Below are 20,105 nucleotides of genomic sequence, written 5' to 3' on the forward strand. Positions count from 1 at the left end.
AAAGATACACAAGCTCCAATTTAAATTTATTCAATATATTTAAAATATTTTCATACAAAATGTAGTGTTGAGTTTTAAGTGATTCGGAGCATATCTCACTATTTTAGGTATCCAAGTTTTGTAACAAGTAATTTTAAAAGTAAACTTGAAACCCTATATCAATACCTAAAATCTTTAACGTATAAATTCAAGTGTTCCTTTGGAATCCTATATAATGAAACAAGCCTATTTAAATTTTCTATGAATTTAAATAGAATTTTATTCTAAATATTTTTATATAATTAATTTATTTAAGGCTTGCATTCATTTTATTTTTTGTATCCAAAATTTGCGTTGTATAAATTCAACTATAATTTTGGAATCCTATATTAAGAATGAATGTAAAAAAACAAGTTTTCTACTTTAAATACTTTTTATAATTGAATCTATAATATATAATTTAAATGAATATTATTTTGTATATATCCTATACTAATTTGTTATACGGTGATAAAAACATACTTTGAAATTAAAACTTAAAAGTACTTATCATTCTTCTATTGCTAAATATATGTATGTCCTTTTGATTATATGAAATGTATTAAAAAAAATATTCATAAAAATTTATACTTTACATTAATAAATTATCCCTTTACAATTACATATGTACTGTTAAATTTATAAAATATTTTTAAGGAGGTAATAATATTGAAAAATAGTATTTATATTACAGGACATAAAAACCCTGATTCTGACTCAATTTGTTCTGCTCTTGCCTATGCAGAGTTTAAAAATAAAACTCAAAAAACTCCTGCAACTGCAATAAGATTAGGCGAAATAAATAATGAAACAAAATTTATTCTTGACTATTTTAAAGTAGAACAACCAAAACTTATTACGACCGTAAAAACTGAAATAGCTGATTTAGAAATAGATACAGTAGCACCTATTTCTCCTGATATTTCCTTAAAAATGGCGTGGTCAATAATGAAAAAAATTAATTGTAATACACTGCCTGTAGTTGATGAAAATGAAAGATTAATAGGTATAACATCTGTGTCTAACTTAACTTCTAGTTATTTAGATATTTGGGACAATTACATACTTGCTAAAAGCAACACAAAGCTTGATAACATATTAGATACATTATCTGCAAGAGTTGAATACCTTAGCGATGAAAATTTACAACTTAAAGGTAAAATTGCCGTTGCTAACATGTCTCCAAATGATGAAAAAACTATAATAGAAGAAAATGATATAGTTATATGTGGTGACAGAGAAGATATACAGAACTTTGTTGTTAGTAAAAAAGTTGATTTGATGATTATAACAGGGAATAGAGAACCATTACCTGGAATAATAGAAAAAGCTAAAGAAGCTAACTGTACAATAATCGTTACTCCGTATGACACATTTACTACATCAAGACTTATAACTCAAAGTATACCTGTAAGTTATGTTATGACAAAAAATAATTTAATAAGTTTTGAAGTTAATGATTTTATTGATGAAATTAAAGATATTATGCTTGAAACAAGATATAGATGTTATCCTGTTACAGACAGTAATGGTAAAGTTATAGGAACTATTTCTCGTTATCATTTAATTAATCAAAGAAAGAAAAAAGTAATTTTAATGGACCACAATGAGAAATCTCAATCTGTGGATGGCATAGATGATGCTGAAGTTGTTGAAATAATAGATCACCATAGAATTGCAGACATTCAAACAGGACTTCCTATATATTTTAGAAACGAACCTGTTGGAAGCACTTCTACAATAGTAGCTTCTATTTATTTTGAAAATGGAATAAGACCAAGCAGACAAATTGCTGGAATATTATGTGGTGCTATCATTTCTGATACATTATTACTTAAATCACCAACTTCTACATTAGTAGATGAAATAGTATTAAAAAGACTTGCTCAAATTGCTGATATAAATATTGAAGAGTTTGCTAACGAAATGTTCAAAGCAGCTACTTCTCTTGAAGGAAAATCAGCAAAAGATCTTTTAAACCAAGACTATAAAACATTTACTATAGGTGAAACTAAAATAGGAGTAGGCCAAGTTACTACAACTTATATTGAAGGCTTTAAAGATATAAAAAATGATCTTCTTGAGTTAATGGAAACTGTTGCTTCTGAAAATAATCTTGAAATGATAACATTAATGATTACAGATATCTTTAATGGTGGCTCTTTATTCTTAGTATGTGGAAATAAAGATCTATTTATTAGTGCATTTAATACTACACTTGAAAATAATGCAGTTTATCTAGATGGAGTTGTTTCTAGAAAGAAACAAGTTATTCCACCATTAAATGAAGCTATAGATAAAATGAACTAAAAAAAGTGCCTCTTAAAATGATCTATCATTTTGAGGCACTTTCCTTATTTTACTATAAAACTTATTTATCTCACACTATTAATCATTCCCCACATCTCATCTGCAGTTTTAAGTGCAGTAGAGCCTAAAGAAAATGCTCTTTGAGTTAAAATCATATCACTCATCTCTTCACCAATATTTACATTAGAATTTTCTAAATATCCCTGTAGAATATTTTTATCTGTAGTTTCATACATATTACTACCTTCTAAAGGAACATATAAATTTTCTCCTATTGACATTAAAGAAGTATCTCCTACTACACCATAAGTTTTTATTTGACCTAATTTCACAAAATTTCCATTTATATTCTTTAAAACTCCACCATCTTTATCTATAGTAAAGTCACTTCCATTTAATTTTATCGGCCCACCAGGATAATTAACTTCATTTCCTCTTTCATCAACTATACTTACCCTATTTCCATTCCCATCAGCTAAATTCCCATTCGCATCAACTGCAAAGCTACCAGCTCTTGTGTATGCTTCTTTTCCATCAGCAGTATATATTTTAAACAATCCATTTCCATCTATAGCTAAATGTGATGCTGTACCTGTATTTTGAAGGGCGCCTTGTTGAAATTGTCGTACAACCTTTCCAGATTTTACACCTGTTCCATATGTTAAGTTGTTTTTTCCATCAGTTATTGGATATCCATTTCTATTTAATGAGTCTTGATATAAATCCTCAAATTGAACATCTAATCTTTTATAACCAGAAGTATTAACATTATTTATATTATTAGATAATATATCTAATTTATTTTGCTGTGCCATCATAGCACTTTTATTTGTAGATAACAAAGTAAACATTTATAATTCACCACCCTAAAATCTATCTTCTTGCTATATCATTAACTGCTTTTCCTAAAGTTTCATCTAAAACCTTCAACGTTTTAATATTACTTTCAAACCCTCTCATTGTAGACATCATATCTGACATTTCTACAACTGTATTAACATTTGACTGCTCCAATCCCTTTTGCCTTATAAATCCATTAGATCTTATTCCTGTCTCTGTTGTAGAATATATATTATGACCAATCTTAGTTAGGTTATCGTAATTTTGAAAATCAACAACTTCAAACTGATATTTTAGGTTTCCATCTACCCTAATGTTACCTAACTTGTCACAGTTCAAATCGCCTTTTCCTACATTTATAGGTTCTAAATTTCCTGTAGCAGAACTTCTTCCCAAAACAACATCTCCACTTTGATTTACCAAATATCCATTTCCATCTATTGAAAAATGTCCGTCTCTAGTGTATGCTACTTCATTATTTCCTCTTTGACGTACCATAAAAAATCCATTACCTTCTATTGCAAAATCCGTTGGGCTACTTGTTTCCTTAACAAATCCTTGTTCAAAGTAAGTAACCTTGTCATTTATTTCTGCACCATTACTTAATGTTCCAATATTGTTTTTGTAATTTTTTCCTGCTACTAATTTATCTTTATTAGAAATCATAACTTCATCAAAGGATTTTATTGCTAATTTTTCTGCCTTATATCCAGGTGTATTAACATTTGCCATATTATTCATTATTGAATTTTGTTTTGCTTCACTAGTTATTAGTCCAGATGCTACCGTATATAAACCTCTTATCATTTTTTCACCTCATCCTTATTAATCATAACTTTCACTTCATCAGGATACTTCATACCTAATTTTCTTGCTCTCATTTCTACTTGAGAATCACTCAATGAATATGTAACTTGTGATATAGTCATACAAAAGGCTCCTATTAATATACCAATACCTATCCCTAATAATATTTTTTTGTCTGATAAAAACTTAAATGTATTTTTTATTTTAGATATAATTCTTCTATTAATAGTACTTCCCCCTTTCCAAGTTTTAGCTTGTCCGCTATTTCTTCTACAGAAAAGTTTTGACTATAAAGCGTTTTTATTTGTTCAACTTTTACACTATTTTCACTTAAACTAACTGTACAATTATTACTATTAGTTTCTATGTTAAACTCAATATTTTTCATATTTTTATTAGTTGAATAAATCTCATTTTTAGTAATATATTCATCTTTTATTTTATCGTATCTAATAACATCTTCTTTACTACAATCTTTTTCAACAATATTTTTTAAATCTTCAATTTCTAATTGAAGGTTTAATATTGTTTCACTAAATTCTCTTCTTAATTTTCCTATTTTTACATCTATATCATCTAATGAATCTTCAGTTTCATTTAATATTTGAGAGAAATTTTTATTCTTTTTTAAATCCTTTACACTGAAAATTATAATTATACTTGCTACGAAAACTAAAATTATTAGCATTTTTTACTCCCTTAATAAATTTCATATTTCAACTTTTTTAGTGCTTTTCTTAAATTAATTATAGCCTTGCTATGCAATTGACAAACTCTTGATTCTGATACTTCTAATATTTTTCCTATTTCTTTTAACGTAAGTTTTTCATAATAATATAATGTAATTATAAGTCTATCTTTATCTCTTAATAAGTCTATTGCCTTCCCCAGATATTCTATTAATTCACTTTGTTCTAAGGACTTCTCTGGTCCTATTATTTTTTTATCTTCAATTGTTCCTATTAAAGATATGTCATCATCGTCATTAAACATTAAACTTTCTAAAGAAACAATCGATATATAATTTATATAGTTTTCTATTTTAGTAAGATCACTTAAGGATATACCCATTTCCTTTGCAATTTCTTGACTATTTGGTTCTCTTAAAAATCTGTTTTGTAAATTTTCTACAGCTTCATTATATTTATTTAGTTTGTCCATAGCCCCTTTAGATATGGGGCTATTTTTCCTTAACTCATCTATCATTGATCCTTTTATTCTTATAGCTGCATAGGTAGAGAATTTCATACCTTTACTCTCATCGAACTTATTTAATGCGTCCATAAGTCCTATCATCCCATAGCTTACCAAATCTTCATATTCTACATATTTGGTTTTACCCATAATAATTCTTGATGCAATATACTTTACTAATGGAATATATTGTTCAACTACATGTTTCTTTTCAGTTTGGTTATTCAAAATTGTCACCTCCCGAAGTCTTAAGCATTCTTCTCATTTCCATAAATATATATCTAATGACTTTTTCTCTTTCCTGTTCTTCTATCTCTAAGAAATCTACTCCGCAAACATATTTATTCTCATAGTCTTCTTCTATTCTTACTATTTGCCCTAAAACTATAATTTCTTCCGTTACATTTAAATGCATTATAATATAATCTTTCAATTGTGGTTTTTCTGCTATTCTAATTTTCAATCCACCACCACTTAAATCTACTGTATATCCAACTTTAAAATCTAAAATATCATAACTATTAAGTTTATTTTTAGGATAATTCTTAGTTATATAATAATTTACTATACCTGTATGGCTAATTCTTACATATTTTCGTCTTTGTATTTTTCTAATATCATATGGTTGTCCTAATATCACCAGTGGAACTTCATCATACTTTCTTCCAACAACATCAACTTTAAATTTATAAACTTTACCCTTTCTATCATTATAAATAACTTCATATTTTTCATCTGGTCTCATCGTTAAATAAGTATTGTTTATAGTTGGTATAAATATTGCTATTGTATCTTCTTCAACTTCTTGAATTGTAGTTTTAGCATAACCTTCCTCTGTTAAAACCTCTAGTATGGTATTTGGATGAAATTTTATATTAATGCTCATTTTCTTCCCCCTATGATATAATATTAAAAATTTTTTTAAAGAATTTTTGGATACCTGAATTATTTTCTTTAATAAGAAGTCCTTCCATTTTCATGGCTATATTATCTATATCTTTACTAATATATGAGTTAGGATACCCTATATATACTGGCTTTTGTGCCCTTACAGATTTCAATAGTTTACTGTCTTCAGAAAGCTTTCCTAAAAAATTTAACTTTACATCTAAAAATCTTTCTGCTGCGCCTTGTAGTTTTAAAAACGTATTTTCACCTTCTATATTATCTAATACCCTATTTACAATAATATTTCCATTATCTTTAATATTAAAATGTCTTACTGCTTTTATAAGACTATACGCATCTGTTAAAGATGTTGGTTCCGGTGTAGTTACAACTATGAAATCATCACTACAAGATATAAAAGATAAAACACTTTTATTAATTCCTGCACCTGTATCCATCAATATATAATCATATCCTCTTAACCCTTCTAAATTCTTCAAAAATTTTTGTCGTTGTATATCTGTTAAATCATCCATTCTTCCAAGACCTGATCCTCCAGATATTAAATTTACTCCTAATGGACCTTCTACTATAATTTCAGTAATATCCTTTTCATTGAATATAATATCAAATATGTTATACTTTGGAAAGCACCCCATTAAAATATCATCATTTCCCATACCTATATCTGCATCAAATATTAGAACTTTTTTGCCCATTTTTTGTAGGCATATAGCTAAATTTACTACTATATTACTTTTACCAACGCCACCTTTGCCTGACGTAACTGTTATTATTTTAGTTGATAAACTTTTATCTTTTTTTATTTTATTACTCTCATTTGCTAATTCTCTAAGCTTAGATGCTTGATCTAACATATGCTATTCTCTCCCATTATTAAACTTAAAAGCTCCTCCTTACTTGGAAATTTTATATCCTCTGGAACATTTTGACCTGTAGTTATAAAACTTAATGGTACATTAACTTCTTTTAATATATTTAATATAGAACCATAAGTTGATGTTTCATCTAATTTTGTTATTACAACCCTATTAACACCTAAATTTCTATAGGAATCAGCTATTACTTTTATATCTGTATTTTTAACACTAGAACTTAAAACTAAATTAATATTTTTAGCATTGGATTTTTCCACATAAGCTCTTAGTTCAGATAATTGCATTGTATTTTTACTGCTTCTTCCTGTAGTATCAATTAATATAACATCACAATTTTCCATAGATTTTATTGCACTTTCCATATCTTTCAAATTAAACACTACATTAAAAGGAATGTTCATTATTTCTGCATATGTTTTTAATTGCTCAACGGCACCTATTCTATAAGTATCTATTGTTATTAGACCTACATTTTTCTTTTCTAAAAGTGCTAATTTACCTGCTAACTTTGCTATTGTTGTTGTTTTTCCAACACCGGTAGGTCCTACAAACACCATAATTTTATCTAAATAGTTTTCTTCTAATATTATCTCTTCTTTTATTAACTCTTTTATTTTATTTAATTTTTCTTTATCATCAATATCCTTCACTTTTAGCAACAAGTATTCTATTATTTCCCTTGATATATCCTGTTTTTCTAAGTGTTTTTCTGTTTTATTTTCAAAACTATCTTCCTTATTTAAAACTAGAGTATTTATCATATTTTTTATCTGTTCCATCTCACTTAATAATTCACTATTATCTGTCTTATTATTAGGTTCATATTTTTCTTTTTCCTTAGTACTTGCTCTCTCTGCTAGTGCTTCTAATAAATCATTCTGTATATTATCTGATACATGTAGATTTTTTTTGCTTATATCTTCCATAACACTTTTTTTATTATCTTGGGACTCTACTGCAGCAGTTATTTCTACTATTTTTTTAGAAAATAATCCTTTTATACCAGGATTTCTTATTTTTTTTTGACTAATTATCACTGCATCTTTTCCAAGCTCTTGCCTTATCTTTCCTAAAGCCTCATTTACATTATTGGCTGTATATTTTTTTATTATCATTACAATGAAACAACTCCTTCTGCTTTTATTTCTACATCATTAGGGATTTCATTTAAAGACAATACCATAATTTGAGGAAACACCATTTCTATGAGTTTTCTAAGTGCCGGTCTTATTTTAGGAGACACTAACATTACTGGTATATTATTATTAAAATAAGTGCTATCTAACACTAATTTAATTGCACCAAATATTTTTGTTGTAATGTCCGGATTTAATGCAGGGAAAGAACCTTGTGGTGACTTTTGAATACTATTAGCTATAATATTTTCTAACTCTGAATCTACTGTTGCTACGGTTATAGACTTTCTTTCATCAACAAGTTCACTACATATACTTCTTGAAAGTGCAAATCTTACATATTCAGTTAGTATCTCTATATCTTGAGTATTTCTAGCATTATCAGCTAATGACTCTAATATAGTTACCATATCCTTTACTGATACTCTTTCTTTTAAAAGGTTTTGAAGAATTTTTTGTACCTCACCTATAGTCATTAAATCTGGTATTAATTCTTCTACTACTGTAGAATATTTTTCTTTAACAGAATCTAAAATCATTTTTGTTTCTTGTCGTCCTAAAAGTTCATGACAATGAGCTTTTATAGTTTCTGTTAAATGAGTTATCATAACTGTTGTCGGATCTACAACTGTTAACCCCTTAATTTCTGCATCTTCTCGTTGATCTTTGTTAATCCATACTGCTGGTATTCCAAAAGTAGGTTCTATAGTGTTTATTCCAGCCATATCTATACTTTCACTAGTTGGATCCATACATAAAAACATATTAGGCATAATTTCTGCCTTTTCTATAACTGTTCCTCTTATTTTTATTACATACTCATTGCTTTTTAATCTTAAATTATCTCTTATTCTTATAGGTTGTACAACTATTCCCATCTCTATAGCACACTGCCTTCTTACAGAAGATATTCTTTGAACTAAATCTCCACCAGCGGCATCATCTGCTAAAGGAATTAATCCATAACCTATTTCTATTTCCAAAGGTTCAACAGAAATTAAATTCATAACATTTTCTGGTTCCTTTTTTTCTGTTTCTATTATTTCTTGTTCTTCCATTTCAATTTCTTTTATAGTCTTTTCTTTTTCATCTTCAAATAAAAGATATGAACTGTATGCAGTACCTGCTGCTAATAGCATAAATACTATTCTAGGCATTCCTGGTATTAATGATAAAATAAAAAGTACTACTGATGCCATTCCTATAACCATTGGAAAGGCTGTAATTTGTCCACTTAATTGCTTACCAAAGTTTTCATCGCTACCGGAACGAGTTACTAGTATACCTGATGAAGTTGAAATTAATAGTGCTGGTATTTGAGATACCAAACCATCTCCAACAGTTAATATTACATATTTACTTGCTGCCTCTGATGCAGTAAGTCCATTCATTAATACACCTATTGTTATTCCTGCAACAATATTTATTATTGTTATTATAATACCTGCTATTGCATCGCCTTTTACGAACTTAGATGCACCATCCATAGCTCCATAAAAGTCCGCTTCTTTTTGAAGATTTGATCTTCTTACTCTTGCTTCTTCCTCTGATATCATACCTGCATTTAAATCAGCATCTATACTCATTTGCTTACCTGGCATAGCATCAAGAGTAAACCTTGCTGATACTTCCGATACCCTACCTGCACCGTTTGTAATAACAACAAATTGAATAATTACTATTATTAAAAACATTATGATACCTACAAAATAGTTTCCTCTAACAACAAATTGTCCAAAGGTCTCAATAATATTTCCTGCATATCCCTCACCTAATATAAGCCTTGTTGAGGACATATTCAGTGCTAATCTAAACAATGTTGTTACCAATAACAATGTTGGAAATACTGAAAGCTGTAATATACTAGTAGTGAACATTGTAATTAGTATAATAATAACAGATAAAGTAATATTTATTGCTAAAAGCATATCAAGTATTGGTGGTGGTAATGGAATTATAATCATAAGAACAATTCCTATAACACCAAAAGCTATAATAATATCTATATTCTTTTTTAAATCAAATTTCTTTAAAGCCTCCATGCCATCATCCTCTACTTTAATTTAAACATTATGAAACTTTCTTAATGTTTAATATAATTTTAATAATCTATAGGGTTATAAATTGACTTTTAAATTTACGCACTTATCAAATGAGAAAATTTAATATCTTTTTACTTTTTCATTTTATAAACAACAGCTAAAATTTCTGCTACTGATTGATACATGTTATATGGAATCTCCAATCCTAAATCTACTTCTTTATATATAAGTCGTGCTAAAGGTTTATTCTCAATAATTGGGATATCATTGTTTTTGGCAATTTCTTTTATTTTTATCGCTATATTATCTGCTCCTTTACCTATGACCTTAGGAGCAACTCCACTATTCTCCTCATATTTTAATGCTATTGCTATATGAGTTGGATTAGTTATTACCACTGTAGCATCCGGTATGTCTTGCATCATTCTTCGCATAGCCATTTCTCTTTGCTTTTGCCTTCTTTTCCCCTTAACAATAGGATCTCCTTCTTGTTGTTTAAATTCTTCTTTTACTTCTTGCTTTGTCATTCTTAAATCTTTTTTAAACTTATATTTTTGATACCCATAATCTGCTATTCCAATTACAATCATTACTAAACTTACTTTTTTCAAAATATCTACTATAAGGTCCCCTAATGCATAAGTCATTGCTACAAATCTTAAATTAGTAAAATTTAATATACGATAATAATTTGATTCTATAAACTTATAACCAACATATCCGATAATAATTATGATAATTATGTTTTTTAATAAATCTATAATAGCTTTTATTGAAAACATATTCTTTAATCCTTTTATAGGATTTATTTTTTCAAACTTTGGCTTTAATGGTTCTTTAGTAAACATTTTGCCTACTTGAGCAATGTTTGCAATTACTCCCATAACCATTATTGGTAATGCTACTGGTAAAAATATAATAAGTATTTTTATAATTACAACTTTTACAACTCCGCTTACATTGTTTAAAGTAAACTCCATATTGGTATACTGAGAAAAAAACATTATAAGTATTTCTTTAAGTCCATTTAAAACTCCCTCAAGAAAAAACATAGCTACTGCGGTAACACCTAAAAGCCCTATGGCAGAAGTAAATTCTTTACTCTTTGCTACTTGACCTTTTTTTCTAGCATCACTTTTCTTTTTAGGAGTAGCATCTTCTGTTTTTTCTCCACCTTCGCTTGCAAAAAATACTAATATACATGGTAATACATCAAATAGTCCTTTAATAGCCTGAGACATCTGATCTAAATTGTTAATTATCATTTTCATTAATACTGGCACCGATAAGGATACTGTAAGTAGTCCAAGCATTATCTTTATAGGAATACCTAGCATCATTATATTTAGTTGTGGCATTACCCTTGCAACTAAACCTAAAGTGAAATCTGTAATTATTATTATAAAAATTATAGGCACTGCCATTTTAAATCCTATATAAAAAAATTCTATAATAACATGTATCATATATGTAAAAATTTCTGGTTTAAAACTTAATGCTCCAATTCCTACTAAGTTAAAACTTTCTGCCAAAGAAGCTATAACTAAATGATGTCCATCTATTAATATAAATACAATCATGCATAGCATATAAAAAAATCTTCCTAATATTGTAGCAGTCTCATTTGACAATGGATCAAATACTGCTGACATAGAAAAGGAAACTTGAAAATCTAAAAACTGACCTGCCATTTGTACAATCTGAAAAACTATAGTAGTTATAAACCCTAACAATAATCCGACTGATATTTCTTTACATATTAAAACTATAAAATATAAATTATTGTTAATTTCAGGTGCATTTTTTCCGATTATAGGTACCATTACAAATGTTAGTAATAAAGATAAAACTACCTTATATCTTTGTGGAACACCACTTGGGAAAAATAATGGCACATAAAATATAAAAGATGTTAACCTTGTAAATACTAGTATAAATATTAAAAATTGTTGTAAATTCACTGATTCTATCAAAACTTATCCCACCTAAGGTTATATATTAGAAATTACTGAAAAAATATATTTCGTAAAAGATATCATAGTATTTCCCATAAATCCTGCTGTTAATAATCCAACCAATGCAACTGCAACTATCTTAGGTACAAAGGTTAAAGTTTGCTCTTGTATTTGAGTAGTAGCTTGAAAAATACTTATAACAAGTCCTACAACTGTTGCTGTAATAAGCATAGGCCCTGCTAAAATAAGCGAAGTTTTTATAAGTTCTCTCATAAGTGCTATAACCAAATTTTCTGACATATAATCACTCCTTACTTAAAGCTCATAATCAATGATTGACTTATTAAGTTCCAACCATCTACCAGTACAAATAATAACAATTTAAACGGTAATGATATCATTACTGGTGATAGCATAAACATACCCATTGCCATAAGTACACTTGAAGTAACTATATCAATTACTAAAAATGGAATAAATAATAAGAATCCTATTTCAAATGCCGTTCTTAATTCACTTATCATAAATGCTGGCATTATAGCATAAAGAGGAACATCGTCATATATTGGAACTTCTAAGTTATCTTTTCCTTTTTCATATTTTACTGTATCTTCAAGATTACCTACTTCTAAAAATAATTTTAAATCCTTTGTTCGTGTTTGCCTTAACATAAAATCTCTCATTGGATTTATCGCATTAGTGTATGCCACTTCAGTGGTAATTTTGTTCTCCATATAAGGTTTTATTGAGTTATTATTAATATCTGTGATTGTAGGCGCCATAACAAAAAACGTAAGGAAAAGTGAAAGACCTATTATAACCTGCCTTGGAACAGATTGCTGAATCCCTATAGCATTTTTTAATATAGATAATACAGTAACAATTCTTACAAAACCTGTTGTCATTATTATTATTGATGGTAATAATGTAAGTACTGTTAATGCTAATAATATCTTTATATTTTCTACAAAATCAGTAGGATTTTCTCCACCTTTAAAATCAATGTTTATATTAGGAATTGGTATTGTATTATTAGGTGCTGCACTTACTGCCTTATATCCTATAAAGGAAATTATTAACGCCAACATAATTGTGGTAACATATTTTTTTTGTCTATTTTTCATATAAATTCCTCTTTTATATTTTAATTTTCTTAGAATATTACTTTTTGTTTTTTCGTATATTTTTCCATATATCACTATATTTTTTTATACTTTCTTCATAGCTGTTATTTTTTTCTTCTAAAAGCTTTATCTCGTCATCATTTAATTCTCTTAGAATTCTTATTTCATTGTTAGTTGAACTTACTACACACACTTTTTCACCAATTTTAACTATTAAAATTGAACCCTCTTTTGATAAAGAGAGTTTTTCTATAACTTTCATATATTTTCCTGGAGGAGTTACATAAAGTTTACTAGTAACTCTTCCAAGTAAATATATGAGAATCAGTATACATGGTAAAAATATTATAAGTTGTAGAAAGCTTTTTATAATTTCACTTTCCATACTAAACCTCTATTGAACTAATATTTCTGAAAAATAAACATTGTATAATTGTCCTGTACTCAATAATTCATTAATTCTTGTGATTAATTCATCCTTTAACTGTTCCTCTCCTTCTGGAGATAAATCAGTAGTTTTTTTAGTTCTTAAAGTATTTGTTATTGAATCTCTAATTGCAGATTTCTTTTTTTCTATTTCTGGTAGTAAATCCTTGTTTTTCTCATCATATCCTAATGAAATTTTTATCTTTAAATATCTTGGTTTACCTTCGTCTGCTAAATTTACTAAGAATTCATCTAAATCATAATATCCTTCATTTTTTAGTGAATTATTACTAATTACTTGTTGCCCATTTCCACTTACAGGAACATCATCTTTTGTGCCAAAAAAATATCCTGCAAACATACATCCACCAGCTAATATTAAAAATAAAAGTATAATTAAGACAACTTTTAATACATTGCTCTTTTTGTTTTCACTACCTTCAATATTTTCTTTTTTGTTTTTTTCTTTAGCCATAATTCTACTCCTTTTTATTTGTAACAATAATTATATTTACCCTTCTATTTTGAGCTCTATGCTCATCACTATCATTAGGCACTATAGGACTATATTCACCACAAGATACTGCCATAAATCTTTCTGGATTTTTATTCCCTTTTTCATTTATAAAATACTGCATTACACTTATAGATCTTGCTGAAGATAAATGCCAATTAGTAGGATATATATCACTGTTTATAGGTACATTATCTGTATGTCCCTCTATAATTATTTTATTATTCATGTTAGATATTATTGTGTTAATTTTTGATAATATTTCTTTACTTTCAGGTAAAAGATTCGCCTTTCCAGAATTAAAAAGAACTGTCTCTTTCATTTGAATGTTTATACCTTGTTCATCTTCATAAACATTTACATCTGATTTTAAATTATTTTCCATTATAATTTCCATAACCTGTTCATATACATTATCTTGCATATGTTGACTGCTATTTTTTTCACCTTCTGTAATTTCAGGTTGTCCAACAATCGGAACCTCTCCACTAGATGTATTAAAATCTAACACATTTTGTGAGGAACTACCATTAAACATAAGCTGGAAAGAATTAGACAATTGCATAAACTTTTGTTCATTTACTGTTGACATAGAATATAACAGAACAAAGAATGTTAAAAGTAGAGTCATAGTATCTGCAAAAGTTCCAAGCCATTCATCAGTCCTCATATCCTTTTTGCTTTTTCTAGCCATTATCTACCTCACCACCTGATTCAACTTTAAATGTTTCTTTTTCTGCCGGTGATAAGTATGCTAATAATTTATCTTCAACAATTCTTGGGTTTGCACCAGATTGTATTGCAATAACTCCTTCAACTATCATCTCCATATTTGCAACTTCTAAAGCTGTTTTGTTATCTAATTTTGATGCTAAAGGCAATGCAATTAAATTTGCGATTAATGAACCATAAAATGTAGTTATAAGTGCTGCACCCATACCTTTTGTTAAAGCATCAGCATCATTCATGTCTGATAGCATTTGTATAAGTCCTATAAGCGTACCACACATACCAAAAGCTGGAGCATATGCTCCCCATGATTTCAGCATTGCTGAGCCTTGGGAATGTCTAGTTTCTAATTGTTCAATTTCTAATGCCATTATTTCTTTTATTGCTTCTGGCTCTATTCCGTCAACTACCATGCTTAATGCTTTTTTTGTAAATGGATTTTCTATAGATGAGATATCATCTTCTAATGATAATAACCCTTCTCTTCTTGCTTTTCTTGACATCTCTGTAAAATTCAATACTATATCTGTTTTAGAACTAGCATCTTCTTTAAATGCTTTTGCTATAACTTTTCCAAGTCTTTTAATATCTTTCATTTCATAAGATATTAATACTGCACCTATAGATCCACCTCCAGTTATAGCAATAGACGCTACATCTATATATATCTTGGCATTACCTCCTGCATCCATTATTCCATAAATAACTAGCACCCATGCTACGATAAGGCCAATAATTGTTAGCATATCGTTCTTTTTCATATTTATGTCCTCCTAAAAGTTTCCTGAAAATATTTTTCTTTTAAATTCAATTATTTTTTTTATTACTTCATCACGATTTTCTTTTACTAAATAAACCTTACCATTACTTAAGGTAATAACTGTGTCTGGAACTGATTCTATTTTTTCAATATGATCACAATTTATAATAACTTTTTTCTCATTTAAAGTTGTAACTTCAACCATACCTCTCACCCTTTTCAATTTCAAATTTATATAAACACAAAATAAAGGAATTACCATCTAATAGATAGTTTGTTCACTTTTAGAAGATGTTAAATTTGTATCAGCTGATAACAAGATATTGATAAATAAATTTTAACTTTAAGTTATTCCCCTTATGGTGTTCCAAGTTAAGTTTTAAAGTTATCATTTATCAAATCAGAAAACTGAAATTAATATTTTTTCAATAACTAACAGATTATTTTAGTTAACAGTTAATAGTGAATAGTTAACAGTTATGGTTATTACTACTCACTTCGTTCATAGTAATTCTCAATATATCTTTTTATAAATCATTTTTAGAAAGTGGTTCCCACTTTCATCCTAAATTCATAATTCATAATTCTTAACTAAATATATTTGCACTTATTTTTCTCAACTGATAACAAAAATTTCATAAATAAATTTAAATGGAAACTTATTCCCTATATTTGTGTTACATTCAAACCTAAATTTATTAAACTTTTTATATTATTTATAAGTATTATGTATAACAATATTTATATTTTTATATCCAACCTGCAAACTAATTTACAGGTTGGACAATGTATTAAAACTTTTAAATGCTTTTTAATTTTCTTTTAAATCTAAATTCTTATTAATTTAATTTTTTATCTTTTTAAGTTAACTAATTCTTGAAGTATTTCATCACCAGTTGTTATAACCTTGCTACAAGCTTGAAAAGAACGACTGGCAACTATCATCTCTGTAAATTCTACAGCTAAATCTACATTAGACATTTCAAGCATACCATTTATTATACTTCCATAAGCTGCTGCTGCTTTTTCATTATCTGATCCCTTTCCTGGTCTATAGGCTGGCTTTCCTGAGTTTGCACCTGGAACATACATATTTTGACCTACACCTTCAAGTCCACCATCATTTACAAATGATGCCATAGCAACTTGACCTATTACAGCTGAAGTTCCATCTTCTAAAGAAACTTTTAAAATCCCATCTTTTTCTATAGTGAAACCTGTAACTTTAATGTCTTTATCACCACATTTCACAGTTTCAGGAATAACTAAAGGTTTTAAGTCTCCTTCAAATTTTCCTTCTGCTCTTTCTACTTCTCCATCAGCCAACTCACTAACCTCAACTTCTATTTTTTTAGAAGTATCATCGTAAGCAACAGTAGCTGCACTCTTATCTGGATAGTACCCCATAACTCTATACCCATTAGGTGTTACTAGATTTCCTAAACTATCTCTTTTAAATTCTCCATCTCTTGTATAAAAAGGTTCTATAGTACCTTCAGCATCGCCAGTACCAGTAATATTCACACTACCATTTACAGGCCCTTTTCCAACTATAAAATATCCACTTCCATCAATTGCATTATCTAGTGGTCTTCCTGTTGGGTTTAAGCTTCCCTGTCCTGTATTTACTTCTATACTTTGAAGATTAACTCCCATACCTATTTGCTTTGGGTTACTTCCTCCTAATGCTAAAACCGGTCCAGAACCTTTCCCTATAGTTTCACGCATTGTATCTTGAAAAGTAACTCTTGATGATTTAAATGATGTTGTTCCTGAGTTTGCTATATTATTACCTATAACGTCTAACTTTTTTTGTTGTGCATTCATTCCTGATATGCCTGAATACATGGATTTTATCATCTTTACTTCCTCCTTTAATTTCATCTCAAATCTATCGTTCATTGAGATAGAAGGCTTCCTAAAAAGGTCCAGCCTTTATTTAATATTTTTTACTATAATAGAACTACAGAATCTACATTAGTTACTACATTAATTTCATCTTTACTTTTTTCCATAGCAGTTATTATTGTTCTATTTTTTATACTTGCTATTAAGGCCATATCCTTATAAAGAATCAATGCTTCCCTACTTCCCTTTTCACTTGCTTTATTTATTCCTTCGTTGATTTTATCTAAAAGTTCACCACTAAGTTCTATATTTCTTTCTTTAAGTCTTTTTGCAGAGTGGTTTGATAAAGTAAATCCCTGGTTTTTGGCTTTTTCTGATTTAAATATATCATCAAAGCTTTTGCTTTCCTTAGCTTCATTTTTAGTAATATTTTTTTTATCCTGTAAATTACTAAAATCACCTATGGGATACAAAACTCCATTTATAATTCTATAACCCATTATAAAACCTCTAATCTTTTATAATTTTATTGTTGTTTTTTTATATTCATAATGTAATCGAATGGATAATCTTTAATCTCTGGTTTCCCATTTTCATCATATTTTAAGTTACCATTTTCATCTTTAAGATGTACTTTTACTTTTATGCCTTCTTCATCTCTAAATATTTCTGTTACTGTACCATAAGGTCTCTTTTTCTCTGGTTTTTCAACTGGCTTTTCTTCTTCATCGCCTTCTTCATTACCTTCCTCAGGATCTTTTCCATCTACATCTTTATCCCAAAGTTCAACATCTTTGCCTATTAAATTTGCTCCATTTATAAAGTTAATATAATCTAAAGTTGGATCATCTATTTCAGCAACTTCTAACACATCATTATAATCAAAGCTCTTAATCTCTCCTTCAGCAGTTACAACTGTTATATATACATTGGATCCATTTTTATAAACAGATTGAACCACACCAACCTCTTGCTCACCCTTAGTATTAGCCGCATTTAATGCTACAAACTTTCCTACCAATCCTTGAGCACCAGAAAGTCTCATAGTAGTATTTAAATTAGCCATTTGTTCCAAGCTTGAAAATTGAGCCATTTGAGTTACATATTGAGTATTATCCTGTGGTTGAGTTGGATCTTGGTTTGCAAGTTCAGCAGCTAATATTTGTAAAAACATATTTTTATTCATATCATCGCCAGGTTTAACAACATTAGTTCCTCTTTCAGTTTTGCTAGCTGTAGCTGACGCTTTACTATCTTTCTTTAACTGATCCATTTGGAAACTAGAATTACCAGTTTTAGGTAAACTTACATTTGGCACTTTTAAAACCTCCTTTTCTTTTATAGTAAAATAATTCAAAACTTACACTAATACATTTAACATATCATCATTAGAATCTTTATCTTCACTTTCACTATTTAAATTTGATTCATCTATATTTTCTGTACCGTTAATATTATTATTTTTTTCTTTATTATTCTCATTAGATTGATTTTCTTTATAACTACCATCATTAAAATATGTTGTATCTTCGTTATAAACTGATACTTCAACATTTTGAATTTTTATTGTATCATTTGTAAGCTTGTCCATAATTTCTTTTACATTTGCGTTAAGTAATGCAACAGTTTCTTTATTAACAGCTTTTAATTGAGCTTTCATCATATCCCCTTCCATAGTAAGATTTATTACAATCTCACCTAAATGCTTAGGATTGACTTTCACAACTAGATCTTGAATATTATTAAGATTCATATACTTTATAGATTTAATAATATCCTCATTAAAAGAAGTTTTATTAATTAATAAATTATCTTTCGGTATGTCTTCCACTGGATTATTACTTATTTTGCTTAAAAGATTATTAAACTTATTTAAAGGCAATTCTTGTTTTTCACCACTTATTTTTTCTAGTAATTTATCCTCTTTAATTAACTCACTTTTTAAAAGATTTTTACTACTATCATTGTTATTTTTATTGCTATTTTCCTTAGTATTGTCCTTTAAACTGTCTTTAGAATTTTCTTTGATATCTACTACTAATTTAGGCATTTCTTTATTTTCTGCATTGTTTACTTCTTTTTTAAATGAATTTATAGCTTCTTTCAATGATTTTTCAATTAGTTCCTTTATACTGCTATCGTTTATGTTTTCATCCATATTTAACTGTGATAATAGCTTTGTTAAGGATTCATCTAAAGAATTTTTATTTAAAATTTCACTAAAATCACAATTATCATTGATAAATTTACAAATTAAATCTTTTAACTGTTTATTACTTATATTTTCAACTTGTATTTCATCTGGATATACCTTAGCTAGTAAATTTACTATTTGTTTTTTTAACTCTTCTAAAGAATTTTCATCTAAATTTTGTATACATTCTTCAACTTTTTCTTCTAATTTTTCTTCAACCTTCTCGCTTTTCACTTCATTACTTCCAGATACTTTTTCATTATTAGATATCTTTTTTTCATCTGTATTAGTCTTACCTTTATCTAAAAGTTTTTGAAACGTATTAGAGTTTTCTTTATCTTTTGATACACTTTTTTCTTTTTGTGGCAAATTTTCTACTATATCTTTTCTAATAGTATTTAAAAAATTCAATTCCATATTT

At 28.0% G+C, this 20,105-nt stretch carries 22 protein-coding genes; 1 reads left to right on the forward strand and 21 read right to left on the reverse strand.

From position 1 onward, the window contains the following. Positions 1-687: 687 nt before the first annotated feature. Positions 688-2,328 carry a putative manganese-dependent inorganic diphosphatase gene (locus tag KQI36_RS01600; RefSeq protein WP_010292363.1) on the forward strand — a complete coding sequence of 547 codons (1,641 nt, stop codon included), beginning with the start codon at positions 688-690 and terminating at the stop codon, positions 2,326-2,328. Positions 2,329-2,393: 65 nt separating this feature from the next. Here the strand turns inward: KQI36_RS01600 and KQI36_RS01605 are convergent, their stop codons facing one another. The 21 genes from KQI36_RS01605 to KQI36_RS01705 all read right to left on the reverse strand — a co-directional run bounded on the left by KQI36_RS01605 (position 2,394) and on the right by KQI36_RS01705 (position 20,101). Beyond that, positions 2,394-3,179: a flagellar hook-basal body complex protein gene (locus KQI36_RS01605; protein ID WP_216449388.1), complete on the reverse strand. Its 786-nt coding sequence runs from the start codon at positions 3,177-3,179 to the stop codon at positions 2,394-2,396. A gap of 22 nt (positions 3,180-3,201) precedes the next feature. Continuing rightward, positions 3,202-3,975, reverse strand: a complete 774-nt coding sequence (locus KQI36_RS01610; protein WP_216449389.1) for a flagellar hook-basal body complex protein — start codon at positions 3,973-3,975, stop codon at positions 3,202-3,204. Next, a complete protein-coding gene (locus KQI36_RS17815; RefSeq protein ID WP_268869834.1) occupies positions 3,972-4,097 on the reverse strand; it encodes a hypothetical protein in 126 nt (41 codons plus the stop codon). The genes KQI36_RS01610 and KQI36_RS17815 overlap by 4 nt, the downstream gene beginning before the upstream one ends. Before the next feature lie 77 nt (positions 4,098-4,174). Next, complete coding sequence (locus tag KQI36_RS01620; protein ID WP_216449390.1) at positions 4,175-4,663, reverse strand: DUF6115 domain-containing protein; 489 nt, start codon at positions 4,661-4,663, stop codon at positions 4,175-4,177. 11 nt (positions 4,664-4,674) lie between these two features. After that, positions 4,675-5,406, reverse strand: coding sequence for a FliA/WhiG family RNA polymerase sigma factor (locus tag KQI36_RS01625; protein WP_216449391.1), 732 nt, complete (start codon positions 5,404-5,406; stop codon positions 4,675-4,677). Then, positions 5,390-6,055 (reverse strand): flagellar brake protein, encoded by a 666-nt coding sequence (locus KQI36_RS01630; protein ID WP_216449392.1) that lies wholly within the window; start codon positions 6,053-6,055, stop codon positions 5,390-5,392. Before KQI36_RS01630 ends, KQI36_RS01625 begins: the two co-directional genes overlap by 17 nt. A gap of 10 nt (positions 6,056-6,065) precedes the next feature. Next, entirely contained in the window at positions 6,066-6,935 is an 870-nt protein-coding gene (locus tag KQI36_RS01635; protein ID WP_010292376.1) for a MinD/ParA family protein, read from the reverse strand. Beyond that, positions 6,929-8,071: a flagellar biosynthesis GTPase FlhF gene (flhF, locus tag KQI36_RS01640; RefSeq protein WP_216449393.1), complete on the reverse strand. Its 1,143-nt coding sequence runs from the start codon at positions 8,069-8,071 to the stop codon at positions 6,929-6,931. Before flhF ends, KQI36_RS01635 begins: the two co-directional genes overlap by 7 nt. Further along, positions 8,071-10,134 (reverse strand): flagellar biosynthesis protein FlhA, encoded by a 2,064-nt coding sequence (gene flhA / locus KQI36_RS01645; protein ID WP_216449394.1) that lies wholly within the window; start codon positions 10,132-10,134, stop codon positions 8,071-8,073. Before flhA ends, flhF begins: the two co-directional genes overlap by 1 nt. Positions 10,135-10,265: 131 nt before the next feature. Next, complete coding sequence (locus KQI36_RS01650) at positions 10,266-12,107, reverse strand: fused FliR family export protein/FlhB family type III secretion system protein (RefSeq protein ID WP_216449395.1); 1,842 nt, start codon at positions 12,105-12,107, stop codon at positions 10,266-10,268. Between the two features lie 18 nt (positions 12,108-12,125). Next, positions 12,126-12,389, reverse strand: coding sequence for a flagellar biosynthesis protein FliQ (gene fliQ, locus KQI36_RS01655; protein WP_010292382.1), 264 nt, complete (start codon positions 12,387-12,389; stop codon positions 12,126-12,128). 11 nt (positions 12,390-12,400) lie between these two features. Further along, positions 12,401-13,213 (reverse strand): flagellar type III secretion system pore protein FliP, encoded by an 813-nt coding sequence (gene fliP / locus KQI36_RS01660; RefSeq protein WP_026022194.1) that lies wholly within the window; start codon positions 13,211-13,213, stop codon positions 12,401-12,403. 37 nt (positions 13,214-13,250) lie between these two features. Further along, the gene (gene fliO, locus KQI36_RS01665; protein WP_216449396.1) at positions 13,251-13,598 is read right to left on the reverse strand and encodes a flagellar biosynthetic protein FliO; all 348 of its coding nucleotides are present in this window, start codon (positions 13,596-13,598) and stop codon (positions 13,251-13,253) included. 9 nt (positions 13,599-13,607) lie between these two features. Continuing rightward, a complete protein-coding gene (locus KQI36_RS01670) occupies positions 13,608-14,114 on the reverse strand; it encodes a flagellar basal body-associated FliL family protein (RefSeq protein ID WP_216449397.1) in 507 nt (168 codons plus the stop codon). 4 nt (positions 14,115-14,118) lie between these two features. Continuing rightward, positions 14,119-14,847 carry a flagellar motor protein MotB gene (locus KQI36_RS01675; RefSeq protein WP_216449398.1) on the reverse strand — a complete coding sequence of 243 codons (729 nt, stop codon included), beginning with the start codon at positions 14,845-14,847 and terminating at the stop codon, positions 14,119-14,121. Beyond that, on the reverse strand, positions 14,840-15,643 hold the full coding sequence (locus KQI36_RS01680; RefSeq protein ID WP_216449399.1) for a motility protein A: 804 nt from the start codon (positions 15,641-15,643) through the stop codon (positions 14,840-14,842). Before KQI36_RS01680 ends, KQI36_RS01675 begins: the two co-directional genes overlap by 8 nt. 12 nt (positions 15,644-15,655) lie before the next feature. Further along, a complete protein-coding gene (locus KQI36_RS01685; RefSeq protein ID WP_061994895.1) occupies positions 15,656-15,847 on the reverse strand; it encodes a flagellar FlbD family protein in 192 nt (63 codons plus the stop codon). Positions 15,848-16,494: 647 nt separating this feature from the next. After that, positions 16,495-17,502: a flagellar hook-basal body complex protein gene (locus tag KQI36_RS01690; RefSeq protein ID WP_216449400.1), complete on the reverse strand. Its 1,008-nt coding sequence runs from the start codon at positions 17,500-17,502 to the stop codon at positions 16,495-16,497. A 92-nt stretch (positions 17,503-17,594) separates the two neighbouring features. After that, positions 17,595-17,990: a TIGR02530 family flagellar biosynthesis protein gene (locus KQI36_RS01695; RefSeq protein ID WP_010292397.1), complete on the reverse strand. Its 396-nt coding sequence runs from the start codon at positions 17,988-17,990 to the stop codon at positions 17,595-17,597. Positions 17,991-18,016: 26 nt separating this feature from the next. Continuing rightward, entirely contained in the window at positions 18,017-18,808 is a 792-nt protein-coding gene (locus tag KQI36_RS01700) for a flagellar hook capping FlgD N-terminal domain-containing protein (RefSeq protein ID WP_010292399.1), read from the reverse strand. A 42-nt stretch (positions 18,809-18,850) separates the two neighbouring features. Further along, the gene (locus tag KQI36_RS01705; protein WP_216449401.1) at positions 18,851-20,101 is read right to left on the reverse strand and encodes a flagellar hook-length control protein FliK; all 1,251 of its coding nucleotides are present in this window, start codon (positions 20,099-20,101) and stop codon (positions 18,851-18,853) included. Positions 20,102-20,105: the final 4 nt, after the last annotated feature.

Origin of the sequence: Clostridium senegalense (genome assembly GCF_018916625.1) — a bacterium.
In the GTDB taxonomy this organism is placed as follows: domain Bacteria; phylum Bacillota; class Clostridia; order Clostridiales; family Clostridiaceae; genus Clostridium_J; species Clostridium_J senegalense.